The organism is Actinorhabdospora filicis, from assembly GCF_030269765.1.
Classification (GTDB): Bacteria; Actinomycetota; Actinomycetes; order Mycobacteriales; family Micromonosporaceae; genus Actinorhabdospora; species Actinorhabdospora filicis.
This window is the reverse complement of the sequence record NZ_BSTX01000002.1, coordinates 254,285-267,195: the sequence shown is the minus strand read 5'-3', so window position 1 is coordinate 267,195 and position 12,911 is coordinate 254,285. Positions and strand designations below refer to the sequence as shown.

The 12,911-nt window shown below is 70.0% G+C and carries 13 protein-coding genes; 7 read left to right on the top strand and 6 right to left on the bottom strand.

Translation table 11 applies throughout. The features are described from left to right. Positions 1 to 72 precede the first annotated feature (72 nt). Complete coding sequence (locus QSK10_RS14070; RefSeq protein ID WP_285663229.1) at positions 73 to 4,446, top strand: glycosyl hydrolase family 18 protein; 4,374 nt, start codon at positions 73 to 75, stop codon at positions 4,444 to 4,446. Positions 4,447 to 4,533: 87 nt separating this feature from the next. Here QSK10_RS14070 and QSK10_RS14065 read toward each other — a convergent pair whose 3' ends face one another. Both QSK10_RS14065 and QSK10_RS14060 read right to left on the bottom strand, forming a co-directional pair. After that, entirely contained in the window at positions 4,534 to 4,710 is a 177-nt protein-coding gene (locus tag QSK10_RS14065) for a DUF397 domain-containing protein (protein ID WP_285663227.1), read from the bottom strand. A 1-nt stretch (position 4,711) separates the two neighbouring features. Then, entirely contained in the window at positions 4,712 to 5,503 is a 792-nt protein-coding gene (locus QSK10_RS14060; RefSeq protein WP_285663226.1) for a helix-turn-helix domain-containing protein, read from the bottom strand. A 469-nt stretch (positions 5,504 to 5,972) separates the two neighbouring features. On the opposite strand from QSK10_RS14060, the gene QSK10_RS14055 reads away from it, so the two are divergent. Continuing rightward, positions 5,973 to 6,155, top strand: a complete 183-nt coding sequence (locus QSK10_RS14055) for a hypothetical protein (RefSeq protein WP_285663225.1) — start codon at positions 5,973 to 5,975, stop codon at positions 6,153 to 6,155. 129 nt (positions 6,156 to 6,284) lie between these two features. Here the strand turns inward: QSK10_RS14055 and QSK10_RS14050 are convergent, their stop codons facing one another. The 4 genes from QSK10_RS14050 to QSK10_RS14035 all read right to left on the bottom strand — a co-directional run bounded on the left by QSK10_RS14050 (position 6,285) and on the right by QSK10_RS14035 (position 9,492). After that, positions 6,285 to 7,043, bottom strand: a complete 759-nt coding sequence (locus QSK10_RS14050; RefSeq protein ID WP_285663224.1) for a leucine-rich repeat domain-containing protein — start codon at positions 7,041 to 7,043, stop codon at positions 6,285 to 6,287. Positions 7,044 to 7,195: 152 nt separating this feature from the next. After that, positions 7,196 to 7,372, bottom strand: a complete 177-nt coding sequence (locus tag QSK10_RS14045) for a DUF397 domain-containing protein (protein WP_285663223.1) — start codon at positions 7,370 to 7,372, stop codon at positions 7,196 to 7,198. Positions 7,373 to 7,454: 82 nt separating this feature from the next. After that, positions 7,455 to 8,144, bottom strand: a complete 690-nt coding sequence (locus QSK10_RS14040) for a DUF3626 domain-containing protein (protein ID WP_285664454.1) — start codon at positions 8,142 to 8,144, stop codon at positions 7,455 to 7,457. A gap of 196 nt (positions 8,145 to 8,340) precedes the next feature. Further along, on the bottom strand, positions 8,341 to 9,492 hold the full coding sequence (locus QSK10_RS14035; protein ID WP_285663222.1) for an MFS transporter: 1,152 nt from the start codon (positions 9,490 to 9,492) through the stop codon (positions 8,341 to 8,343). Positions 9,493 to 9,569: 77 nt separating this feature from the next. Here QSK10_RS14035 and QSK10_RS14030 point away from each other — a divergent pair, with 77 nt between their 5' ends. From QSK10_RS14030 to QSK10_RS14010, 5 genes are all read left to right on the top strand, one after another. Then, positions 9,570 to 9,980, top strand: coding sequence for a MarR family winged helix-turn-helix transcriptional regulator (locus QSK10_RS14030; protein WP_285663221.1), 411 nt, complete (start codon positions 9,570 to 9,572; stop codon positions 9,978 to 9,980). Between the two features lie 328 nt (positions 9,981 to 10,308). Beyond that, the gene (locus tag QSK10_RS14025; protein WP_285663219.1) at positions 10,309 to 11,115 is read left to right on the top strand and encodes a CPBP family intramembrane glutamic endopeptidase; all 807 of its coding nucleotides are present in this window, start codon (positions 10,309 to 10,311) and stop codon (positions 11,113 to 11,115) included. Between the two features lie 67 nt (positions 11,116 to 11,182). Next, positions 11,183 to 11,482, top strand: coding sequence for a hypothetical protein (locus QSK10_RS14020; RefSeq protein ID WP_285663218.1), 300 nt, complete (start codon positions 11,183 to 11,185; stop codon positions 11,480 to 11,482). Positions 11,483 to 11,574: 92 nt separating this feature from the next. After that, entirely contained in the window at positions 11,575 to 12,123 is a 549-nt protein-coding gene (locus QSK10_RS14015) for a VOC family protein (protein WP_285663217.1), read from the top strand. Continuing rightward, complete coding sequence (locus QSK10_RS14010) at positions 12,101 to 12,910, top strand: MerR family transcriptional regulator (RefSeq protein ID WP_285663216.1); 810 nt, start codon at positions 12,101 to 12,103, stop codon at positions 12,908 to 12,910. Before QSK10_RS14015 ends, QSK10_RS14010 begins: the two co-directional genes overlap by 23 nt. The last annotated feature ends 1 nt before the right edge of the window (position 12,911 follow it).

Here is a 12,911-nt window from a genome sequence, read left to right as displayed (position 1 = left end):
ACATCAGCCCCTCGGCCTGCGCTGTGACCGCGTGTCGATCCGGGCGCGACCGGCGCCGGGCCTGATGGGGAGATGATCAAACGACCACGACAGCGGGAGCGAACGGCGGCGATGCTCGTCATCGCCCTGTTCGCCACCCTCCTGACCACCGGATTCCCGCTGCCGGCCGCCGCCGCGGACGACAAGCTCCCCGCGATCGTGTCCCTCGGCGACAGCTTCATCTCCGGTGAGGGCGGACGCTGGCAGGGCAACGGCTACGGCGGGGCGGCGGGCCGCCTCAGCTCCGCCTACGGCACCGACCGCGCCGCCTACAACTGCAACCCGGAGATCTGGTGCAGCTTCGACCCGGCGGGCCGGGTGTACGGGAACACCTACGTCAACGGGCCGGACGGGCCCGGCAAGGGCTGCCATCGCTCCAACGTGGCCGAGATCCTCGGCACCGAGTGGGCCGGTGTGCCGCCCGATCGGCGGTTCAACCTCGCCTGCTCGGGCGCGGTGACCGCCGATGTGACCTCGCGCGTCTACAGCGGCGAGGCCCCGCAGACGCTGCGACTCCGGGCGCTGGCCGAGACCTACCACCTCAAGGCGATCGTGCTGTCCATCGGCGGCAACGACCTGAACTTCTCCCCGATCATCAGTCAGTGCGCCCAGGCCTTCTTCTTCGGGTACGCGTTTCCCTCGCGGTGCGAGGCGGCCAACCGCGGCACGATGCCCGAGCGGCTGGCGACGGTACGGGAGCGGATCACCGCCACCGTCAACGAGATCCGCAGGGTGATGACCGCGGCCGGGCAGGAGCCCGGCACCTACAAGCTCATCGTCCAGTCCTACCCCGGCCCCATCGCCGACGGCGACAGCAACCCCTACGACGAGACCATGACCCGGTACAACACCGGCGGCTGCCCGTTCTACAACAGCGACTCCACCTGGGCCAGGCGCACACTGGTCCCGCAGATCAGCGACATGATCCAGCGGGCGGTGGCCGACGCGCGCGCTCCCGGTGAGGGCTTCAACCCCATCTTCCTGGACCTCCAGGACGCCTTCAGAGGGCACGAGCTGTGCTCTCGGGACGCCAGGCAGGCCGACTCGGGCAACTCGCTGCAGAATCCGGTCAATCCGGCGTACGCCGAGTGGATACGCTGGGTCAGCAAGACCCAGGGCGACCTGCAGGAGAGCATCCACCCGAACGCCTACGGCCAGCAGGTCCTCTCCCGCTGCCTGACCATCCTCCAGAACGATCCGACGGGCGGGGTGGACTTCGCCTGCTACGGCACACCGGGGCGGTTCATCGACGGGGTCTCCGTGAACGCCGTCCCGGCGGCCACACCGCTGGACGACGGCGAGGCCCTCATCCAGAACGGCACCGACGGCAACCTCCTGGACAACTTCACCGGCGCCGACGGCAACGGCGTCATCACCGACCTGCCCGCCTCGGCCCCCGGCCAGGAGTGGACCCTCAGCCACGGCGTCGACGGGAAGTTCAGCCTGCGCTCGGTGGCCGACGGCCGCTACCTCTACGCGAACTCCTCGACGTGGCTGGCCGAACTGTCCGAACGCAACGTCCTCGATTGGTACGCCGAGCAGCTCCCCAACGGCGTCCTGATCCGCACCGACACCCAGATGGTGCCCGACTCCGGCCCGCTACAGGGCGGGATGTGCCTGACCCACGACCCGGTCTTCGACCACGGCCCCGGCGACATCCTCGGCCGCCCGCGCGTCGGGCTGGAGAAGTGCGATGCCGCCGACCCGCGCATGCGCTGGATCGTCAACCAGGACGACGACTCCGGTCCCGCACCGCAGCCGCCGATGGTGCGCCCGCGCGCCGACATCGAACCCAACCGGCCCGGGCCCTTCACCACCGACCCCGCCTCACAGCCGGGCTGCCGTCCCGACGGGATGACGCCCACCCCGGGCGTGAACACCCCCTACTGCCTCGCCTACGACGGTGACGGACGCGAGCTGCTCGGGTCCACATTCGACCGTCGCGTGGTCGGCTACTTCACCGGCTGGCGCGACGGCTCCGACGGCGGCCACGCCTACCGTCCCGGCGACATCCCCTGGGGCCAGGTCACCCACGTCAACTACGCCTTCGCCACCGTCGGCGGCGACAACCGCATCAGCCTCGGCGATTCCGGCCCCGGCAACCCCCACACCGGCAAGACCTGGCCGGGCGTACCGGGCGCCGAAATGGACCCGTCCCTGCCCTACCAGGGGAACCTGAACCTGCTGACCCGCTACAAGAAGGAGCATCCGCGGGTCAAGACGCTCATCTCGGTGGGTGGCTGGGCCGACTCCGGCGGCTTCTACGGCCTCACCGTCAATCCCGACGGGAGCGTCAACCAGGCCGCCATCGACGGCTTCGCCGACTCCACGGTGGACTTCCTGCGCCAGTACGGATTCGACGGCGCCGACATCGACTACGAGTACCCCACCGCGCTGCCCGACACCGGCAACCCCGCCGACTGGGGCACCGCCAACCCGCGCCGGGCCGGGCTCACCGCCGGGTACAACGCGCTGATGAAGACCCTGCGGGAGAAGCTGGACGCCGCGGCGGCAGCCGACGGCCACTACTACCTCCTCACCGCCGCCGGATCCGGCTCGGGCTACCTGGTGCGGGGCATGGCCGACTTCTCCGCCCTGCAGTACCTGGACTTCGTCAATGACATGTCCTATGACCTGCACGGCTCCTGGAACGGCTTCGTCGGCCCCAACGCGCCCCTCTACGACGACGGACGCGACGCCGAACTGATCTCCGCCGGCGTCTACGACGAGGCCGAGTACGGCAAGACCGGCTACTTCAACGCCGACTGGTCCTACCACTACTACCGCGGCGCGCTCCAGTCCGGGCGCATCAACCTCGGACTCCCCTATTACACGCGCGGCTGGAAGAACGTCACCGGCGGCGTCGGCAACGGCCTGTGGGGCTCGGCCGAGCTGCCCGACCAGGCCGCCTGCCAGCCCGGCACCGGCGACAACGGCGGCCGCGTCCCTTGTGGATCGGGCGCGACGGGCGTGGACAACATCTGGCACGACAAGGCCGCCGACGGCTCCGAGATCGGTGCCGGGTCCAATCCGATGTGGCACGCCAAGAACCTCGAACGCGGCATCACGCCCAGGTACCTCGGTGCCTACGGCCTCAACCCCGATGAGAATCAGGTCTCGGGCTACACCCGCCACTGGGACGACACCCTCAAGGCGTCCTGGCTGTGGAACGAATCCAGCCGGACGTTCCTGTCCACTGAGGACGAACAGGCCATCGCCGCCAAGGCCGACTACGTCCGCGACAAGAGCATCGGCGGCGTGATGATCTGGGAACTCGCCGGTGATTACGAGTGTCCCGATGAAGGCGAGTGCGCGCCCGGCTACACCATGACCAACCTGCTGGACGACAAGTTGCGCCCGGCCGGGGTCTATGACGCCGTGCGCACCGAGCGCGGTCTGCCGAGCGAGGTCCTGGACGTCGGCGTCGAGCTCGTGGACTATCCGACGGCGATGGCCGACATGTGGCCGATGAAGCCGAAGCTGCGGATCACCAACAACACCACCAAGACCCTCGCCAAGGGCACGACGGTGTCGTTTGATGTGCCGACCTCGACTCCGGCGCTGATCAAGGACGGCGGTGGGGCCGAGTTGCCCGGCATCGAGCCGGGTCACACCGGCCCGAACGCCGGTGGTCTGCGCGGTGACTTCCACCGGGTGACGATCACGCTCGGGTACTGCGAGGACATCTGGCCGGGTGCCGTGCGCGACATCGCCTTGCAGTATTACCTGCCGATCACCGGGCCGGCGAACATCGTCTTCGGGATCAACGGGAGCAGCTTCGGCAGCACCTCCGATCACCGGAAGGATGTCACGGTGGTGGACCCGCCGGAGGCGTCAAGTGCCTGTCAGGCGCCGGAGTGGGATTCCTCGCGTGATTACGAGCCCGGCGGGAGCGTCAAGTGGACGCTGTGGGACAAGGGCGATGGGAACTGGCAGGTGGAGTACAAGGGCGGCATCGTCATGGACCACCACCCCGGTGAGCATCGCGCGCACCTCGTCGGAGCCGAGGACGGGAACGGCAACCAGCTCTGGAGGATCAGTGACGTCGGTGACGGCTGGTACGGGATCACCAACAACGGGCTGTGCCTGACCGCCGGGACGCACGGTGGTGATTTGACGCTGGAGCAGTGCGGTTTCGCCGATACGCAGCGCTGGAGGCTGGAGCCGGTCACCGGGGACAACGCCTCGCCGGTCCACGGTGGACGGTATCGCTTCGTGGCCGAGTCCGGGGCCGCCGCCGAGGCCGCGGGTGGTTCGGCCGTGCCGGGGACGCCTGTGCTGGCCGGGGATCCCAGTGGTGAGGCGGGGACGACCGTGTGGTGGAACGGGCGCTTCTGGCGGGCGCTGTGGTGGACGCAGCCGGGCGAGGAGCCCGGTGTGAGTCCGGCGTGGAAGCCGCTGACCTAGCCGAGATGGAGTGAGCGAAGGGCCGCCGGGATCGATCCCGGCGGCCCTTTCCGTACCCCGGCCCGTGACAGTGGCCGGGTATGCGGACTAGCGCTTGGCGATCGCCAGGAAACCGGCCCAGTCGGCGGCTTCCAGCGTGAGTACGGGGCTGTCCGGACCGAGCTTGCTGTCCCGGACCTGGAAGCGACCTTCGGTCGTTCGCGCCTCAACGCACTGATTCTGGCCGCCGGAACGGCTGGACTTCTTCCACGGGGACGTGCCCACCTCAGAACTCCTCTATTCGACGTGCCTTGCCGAACATCCGGTCAAAGACCCGATGGTAGAGCGCGGTCGTCTCATGATCCTCCTCGTAACGACTGCCTTCAAGCCCTTCGGTGTACAGGCAATCGGGCTCGTCCTCACTGCCGGAGAAGGTGAGCAGCGTGAAGGGGCCGCGAAGGAACGGGTACGGGCCGTCGGCGATGGGCAGCACGCGCACCTCGGCTCCGGCCGAGCGCAGCCGGGCGGTCTGCTCCTCGCTGACCCGCCCGCGAAGCGCCCACTCCCCCATGAGCACCTTGATCCCGGGCGCGGGATCCCTTTCCCAGACCGCCGCCCATCGCCGTTCCAGCACGGTCATCCAGTCGCGCAATTGCTCGTCGTCGGCGTCATGCTGCCGACTCAGAGCCTCGGCGTAGTCCCGGGTCTGGAGTAGTCCGATGACCAGATCCGGCGCGTAGATCTTCATCGATTCGGCTTGGGCCTCCATCTCCAGAAACCACGAGAAGCCCTTGATGATGTTGCCGGTGAAGTCGTCACTCCACGGCTTGTCCCGCTGCGCCGCCTTGAACATTTCCTCCAGCTCGACGCACAGCTCAGGCGGTGCGCCATAAAGGCGGGCGAGCGCCCCGATGGTGGGAAACGTCATCCGCGTCCGCTCGCCCTCTTCGAGGCGCAGGAGAGTCGAGGGTCCGGTGACGATGCTGGTGGCCGCGACGTCGCGAAGGCTGAGGTGGGCCGCCTTGCGCAGCCTCCGCAGTCGCCGCCCGAGGGCGTGTCCGGTGCGTGTGATCGGCATCGCCACATTGTTCCAGTTATTGGAGCGTTCGATAGACAACCGGGTAGCTTCGGCGTGTTTGGTATTGAGTCGATCCGGTGTCGCCAATAGCGTCTGATGTGTACCGGCGCTCCCTCGGTGGGAGGGGCAGGAATGGCCTTCGGGCCACGTGACAGTCCTGCTCACGCGGAGTCCCAAGGGTGGGGCTTGGGGCCGGTATAGGGATCCCGGTCTCCGTCGGCTGCCCCGGCCCGGCGGAGGCCGGGCCCTCCAAACGCGAATTGGTGGGGGCCATGCGCGACAGAAGCACCGAACCGGTCATACGACCCGAACGGCGTCACCATCCGGCGCCTCACCCGTATTACCAACAGGCCCGGCGATTGCTGGCACATCGCCCGAGCCCCGGCGCCCACACCTGCCAGAAATGCCACCGCGAGTGGCCCTGCCGGGACTACCGGGAGGCGAATGTCGCCCTGAGAGGAATCGGGAAATGAGCACAGTGGACACCCGGGAGCGAACACCTCACGACGGCACCCACTTCCCCGACGGCAACGGCGGCGTCTGCTGCGCCACCTGCACACGCGCCGCCAACCGCGACAACAGATCCGGCCCCTCGGTCCCCTGGCCATGCGAGCCGGTCAAACGACTCCGCCGGGCGGCGGGCCTGGCCTGACCGCCCTTTCCCCGGACCGCCCGGGTTGCGCGACGCTGGCCGGTCCGCCGTCCTCGGATTGGCGTCCTGAGGACACCCTGCCGGGGCCCGGTGAGAGCCCCGGCAGGGTCTTACGTCTTCCCGTTCGGGTCAGTGGGCGATGGGGCCGCGCGCGGGCTGCGGGACATTGGGTCCACCCGCGTGCGGCACCTGCACATAACCCTTCGCCGGCTGGGGCAGCGACTCCACGCACGCCGTCGAGCACGCGTTGACCAGCAGCGGCAGGACGTCGGCGCCCGAGGTCCGCAGCGAGATCCACACCTGCCGCAACGTCGCCGCCTCAACCGGCCCGTCGCAGACACTGCACGCGCTGATCGACGTCGTACCCCACACGCCCGGGTCGAGATCGCCGAGGTCGGTGTGCTCGTCGGCGACGCCCGTCAGCGGCGGGAAGTGCGGCCGGTACTTGTAGTTGCCGTAGACCGCGCGCGTGCTGACCGTGCTGCCCCGCAGGTTCGGCAGGCGGCTCAGCTCGTAGGGGAACCAGTGGAGCCGGTACGACGTGTACGGGGTGAACTCGACCAGGCTCTTCATCCCGCCGATCTCCGGCGGGATCCGCACCAGGTTGCTGCCGTACAGCACGAGATGCTTCACCGCGGTCAGCTTGCCGATCGTCGCCGGCAGCGTCACGACCTGGCTGCGCTGCTCGGGCGTCAGGTCCGCGAACGGCTTGAAGATGTCCCGCCCGTCGGCGGCGGCCTCCTCGATCAGGTCGAGCAGGCGCAGCCACCCCTGCGCCGAGGTGTCCTGCAGGTCACCGTGAAACCGCGTGGGCCGCCTCGGCCGCGAATGCGACTGCTCAATGCACTCGCAGGACTCGCGGGACCGGCCGTTCTCGCTCGACCTCACCCCGCCAGTCTGGCGATTGGTGTAGACCTGCCGGTACCGTTCTCCATCCATCATCAAATGCTATAGACCCCTCGGATACCGCCTTCGACTCACCGCGACCGATCGCGTCCCGAGGCCCCCGGACGGCGCGACGGACCGGGACGATGAGGGACTTAACGGGTGATGACGGCCAGGAAAACGGCCCAATCGGCGGATGAGACGGTGAGCACAGGACCGTCGAGCTGCTTACTGTCGCGGGCCTGGACACGGCCCCCAGTGATCCGCGCCTCCACGCACTGGCCCTGGTTTTGACTGCGGCTGGACTTCTTCCACGGGGATGTCGAAACCATCTCAGGACTCCTCAATTGGGACGCGACACACCGAGCATCCCAGTTCCGCGTGCACCAGGCAACGCCCCCGGTCAGCACCGGTCTAGCCGGGTGCCCCGAAGCGCGCGACGTAGTGCCAGACCTTCTTGAGCGCCTGCGGGTCATGACGGCCACTCCGGGCGGCCTCGCCCAGCACGCGCGGGTCGAGCAGGCTGTCGACGGCGAGCCGCGCACCGAGCTCCACATGCTCGGGCCCGCGATAGTCCGGGTGGCGGCGCAGCTCCTCCACCGTCAGCCGGAAGCCCGCGTGCCACTCCACCGGGCAGGGCAGCAGCCGGGCCGCCTCCTCCACCTCCGTGCCCCGATGGCTCGGGTCGAGGACGACGGCCTCAACGTGCCCGGCGAGCAGCACGGGCCCGTGGACCTGGGCCTCGACGTAGTCGTCGAGCACGTCCTGATCATCGGCGGCGGCCAGTTTGATCAGCGACATGCGCTCGGCGGTGCCGAAGGCGGAGGGCTCGAAGAAGCTGTCGGGGTAGCAGAAGGTGGTCCGGGCGAGGACCGTGGCGGCCAGGCGCAGGTGGGCCGAGCCGAAGCGGGGTGCCGCACCGGTGGTCCGGTGGCGGAAGTTCAGGGCGCCGTAGACGGGCCGCTCATGCGGCGGCGCCTCGTCGTAGGCGCCGCCGAAGATCCGGCTCTCCCAGCGCCAGCGGTCGCCGCCGGGGAACGCGGTCAGGCCGCCGTTGCCCGTGCCGGTGACGAACTGGGAGAGGTACACGCCGTCCCCGGCCATCGCCGCGAGGACGATCCGCCCGGCGAGCAGACGGTCGGGGTGGAAGTTCAGGGTCACCCGCAGCGAGGGGTCCAGCGGCGTGCCCTCCGAGAGGGAGGCGACGTGCCGCAGGGCCCGCTCGCGGGGTGAGGCGTGGTCGTCCGGGTTCATGCGGGCAGTGTGGCCCACTCCGGGCCGCTCGGCCCAGGGGTTTGACTCAGGCGTCGACGGTGGCCCGCTCGCGGCGGCGGGAGATCAGCGCGACGGCCAGTCCGGTGGCGGTGAGGGCGGCGGCGACGGGGTAGATCGCGCGCACGCCCGGACCGTCGATGACCACGCCGCCGAGCCACGCGGCCGCGGCCGCCGCCAGCTGAAAGCCGGAGGCGTTGACCGCGAGCGCGAGCGCCGGCGCCCGCCCGGCGGCGGTCATCACGCGCGTCTGCATGCCCGGGACGATCGCGAAGGCGAGGACACCGGTGGCGAAGGTCAAAACCAGCGCGGCGATCTGGTGTCCGGCGAGCGCCCAGAACAGCGTCAGCGTCGCCATCAGCGCGGTGAGCAGCCAGGTCAGGGACGGCAGGAGCGCGCGGTCGGCGAGGCGTCCGCCCAGGTGGTTGCCGACGACGGCGCCGGCGCCGTAGACGAGCAGCAGGACCGGGACGGTCCCGGCGGCGAAGCCGCTGACCTCGGTGAGCAGCGGGGTGATGAAGGTGAAGACGGTGACCACGCCGATGTTGCCGAGCACGGTCAGCGCGATGGCCAGACGCACGTCGCGGCGGGTAAGCACGCGCAGCTCGCCGAGGACGGGGCCGGTGGCGATGGGCGGTCCGGCGGGCACCGACCAGGCGACGAGCGCCCAGGCGGCGGAGGTGAGGACGGCGACGGCGGCGAAGGTGGCGCGCCAGCCGAGGTGCTGGCCGATGAGGGTCCCGGCGGGGGTGCCCAGGATGATGCCGAGGTTGAGGCCGAGGGCGATTTTGGCGACGGTGGACGCCTGGCGTCCGGGCGGCGCGGTCGACACCGCCGTCGCGATGGCCACCGCGAAGAACGTGGCGACGACGAACCCGGCGGCGAAGCGCGTGGCGAGCAGGACGCCGTAGCCGGGCGCGACGGCCGAGGCGGCGTTGGCGGCGACGGAGACGGCGATGAGCCCGGAGATGAGCGGGCGGCGCGGGATCCGCGCGGTGGCGACGGTGACCAGCGGCCCACCGAGGATCATGCCGACGGCGTAGGCGGTGACCAGCAGCCCGGCCGCTGGGATCGAGACGGTGAGGTCGGCGGCGACCTCGGGGAGGATCCCGGCGATGACGAATTCGCCGGTGGTGAGGCCGAAGACGACGAGCATGAGGGACAGCACGGGGAGGGGCATGAGACTCCGATAGTTCGAACTCAAATGATGTGAACTAGAACTATCATGGTTCGAAGCATTCGCGCTAGAGTGGGGTCATGGCGAGCGAGGACGAGATGGAGCGCGACGTGTGCAAGCTCGTGCACCGCTTCGCCCAGCGGCTCGACGTCCACGTCCGCCGCGTCGCCGAGAAACTCGGCGTCACCGCCTCCCAGGTGGTCGCCCTGCGCGAGCTCTCCGAGCCCATCACCGCCCGCGAGCTGGCCGTGCGCATGTCCTGCGAGCCCTCCAACGCGACCTTCGTCCTGGACCGCCTCGAACAGCAGGACCTCATCGAGCGCAAGCCCCACCCCAGCGACCGCCGCGCCAAACTGATCGTGCTCACCCCCGCCGGCGAGGCCTTCCGCACCACCGTCATCGAGCACCTCGACGAGCGCTCACCCCTGAGCGCACTGGACGGCGAGGAGCAGGAGCGACTGCGGGAGCTGCTGCGCGCGCTGGTCGACTAGCCGCGCCGGCGGTATAGCCGGGCAGGGTCCGTCCGGCCACGATCAGCGGGTGGGCGCCGACCGCCACATCGCCGGTTTCGGCGGGTGGTGCAGCCTGCACTACCCACATTGGGTAGTGCGCGGCAATGCCCGTCCCTTGTGGAATCTATGGCTTCGGTCTCTCTGATCAACTGATGGGGAGTCCATCTCGCACAACAAGATCCGCCGGGGTGAACTCGGCCTATGGCCGGCGTTGCCCTTCGGCGGCGCCTGCCTGACCGCGGTACCACTGTGGACGGGTGATGTGGCCGTAGGCGGGCCCGCGTTCCTGTTCGTCAGCCTGTCGACCATGTTCGTACCGGCCCTCGCCACCGCGATCACCCTCAAGGTGTTCCCGCCCGCCGAAGGGGTCGTATCCGCCACCAGCCTGCGGCTGCCGCGGCGGGGCCGCCGCCTGGCCTTCGGCCTGGCCGGATTCTCCTACCCGGTACTGGCGGCACTGATCGCGCTGCCACTGGGCATGACGCTCGGCGTGGCCGATCTGGACATACCGGGCCTGTCCGGGGTGCGGCATTTCCTGTCCGGCCAGCTCGGCATGCCCGGCGCCGCCGAGTCGTCCACCGCGACGGTGTCGCTGAGCGGGCTGGCCGCCATGACGGTGTTCTTCATCGCCGGGCTGCTGCCGTGCTTCGGCGAGGAATGGGGATGGCGGGGCTACCTGATGCCCAAACTGCTCCCCTGGGGATTGTGGCCGGCACTGCTGTTCAACGGGCTGCTGTGGGCCCTGTGGCACGTACCGCTACTGCTGAGGGGATTCAACTTCGACGACGCCGGCGTGCTGGGCATCGTGGAGATGTCGGTCTCGTGCATGCTGTCGGCCATCATCCTGGGCTGGCTGGATCTGAAGTCGGGCTCGGTGTGGCCGGCCGTCATCGCCCACAGCGCCAACAACAGCTTCGCCATGTTCATCACCACCGGCATCGCCGCCGACACCTCCGCCACGGTCGACCCGCTGCTCACCGACATCCCGGTATGGATCACCACCGCCGGACTCGCAGCGGCCCTGGCCGCCACCGGCCGCTCAACCACACCCGCCCCCGGCAGGCCGCACCCGCCTGAGGTTGCCACCGCCCACACCGTGCGGCAAGAAGGATGAGGCTGCGCACGAACCGCTCTACCGGCCAGGGGTGACAAGGCCGCCGGCGCCGAGGAAGATGACCGGCATGACCGAAGCCTTCGGACCGGCCGGTGAACCACCTGCGCCCCGCAATCCGGCGGCCGACGCGGTCTTCCAGAACCCCTATGACGCCCCACCGGGATGCCGGGGTGCAGGCCGTGACGCCCCGGCCTGCACGGCACCGGTCGCCGCCGTCGTCCAGCCACGCCGCTATCCGGAGTTCCAGACCCGCATGTGCGCCGTCCACGCCGCGCAGGCGCTTGAGGATCCCGACATCCTCATCGTCGTCTACGGCGAGGAGAGCTTCGCCGACGCCAAGAAGAAGCTACGAAACTGGATGAACTAGGACACGCCCGAATCGGGCTCAATGCCGTGAAGAGACCCAATCGCGCGATCGGGCTTGACCCTCACGCCGCGTGAGGGCCGATGGTGGTCGGCATGAGCGATTTCTTCAACGCGTTCGAGATGGGCCCGACCGCCGAGCGGGGCGTCAAGGCCGTCGCGCCGGAGATCTTCCGCGGCATCTACGCGATGCCGGCGTTCGTGACGGTCCCCACGCGCGACCTGGCGGCCTCGGCCGAGTTCTGGACGCGCGGCTTCGGCTTCGTCGAGCTCTTCGGCGTCCCGGGACAGGTGATCCACCTGCGCCGATGGGCCTTCCAGGACGTCCTGCTCGTCCCGGCCGCCACCGACGCCGAGCCCGTCGTGGCGGCGATGAGCGTGAGCTTCATGTGCGTGCTGAGCCAGGTCGAGGCCATCGCCGAGACGTGCGCGGCCCTCGCGCCGGACGCCGTGAGCGGACCGCGCGACACACCCTGGCGCACCCGCGACGTCACGGTGATCACGCCTGAGGGCGCCCGGGTCGTGTTCACCGCCGCACTCGACTTCGACCCGCACAGCCGGGAAGCGCGCGACCTCGCCGCCGTCGGCATCCACGCCCCGGCGCAGGTGGAGGAGGGTGACAATGACGTACGTGACCGAACGTGAGCGCGACGCCGTCACGGTGGGCGAGGCCGCCGAGCTGGCCGGGGTCACCGTCCGCGCGCTGCACCACTGGGACGAGATCGGCCTGGCCTCCCCGTCGCTGCGCACCGCCGCCGGATACCGCCGCTACACCGAGGCCGATGTGCAGCGGCTGGACCGCGTCGTCGCCTACCGCGAGGCCGGACTCGGGCTCGACGCCATCCGCGCCGTCCTGGACGACGCGGCCGCCGAGATCGGCGCCACCCTGCGCGAGCAGCGCGCCAAACTGGCCGAGCGCATCGGCGAGCTCCAGCGCCTCGACGAGCGCCTGGCGCGGCTGACCGAGGCCCACGAGCGCGGCGTCCTCCTCGGTGATGAGGAGCAGACCGAGATCTTCGGGACCGGCTGGGACCCCGCCGCCTCGCTCCAGGCGCGCGCGGCATGGGGCGACTCGCCGCAGTGGGCGCAGTTCGCCGAGCGCTCGGCGTCGCGCACGCCGGGCGAGTGGCGGTCGCTGTCGGCAGCGATGTCGGCGCTGCAGGACGACCTCGGCCACGCCGTCGCACGCGACGTCACACCCGGCAGCCCGGAGGCGAACGCGCTGGTCGAACGCCACCGCGAGGTCTTCTCCAACTTCTTCCCGCTCACCCGGCGGATGCAGGTGTGCCTGGGGCGGATGTTCGAGGCCGACCCGGGCTTCGCCGCCCACTACGACGGCATCCGGGCCGGGCTGGCCGCGTGGTTCCGGCGCAGCATCGACGACTCGGCCCGCGCCCACGGCATCGACCCGGAGACGGCGACGTGGGAGTGAG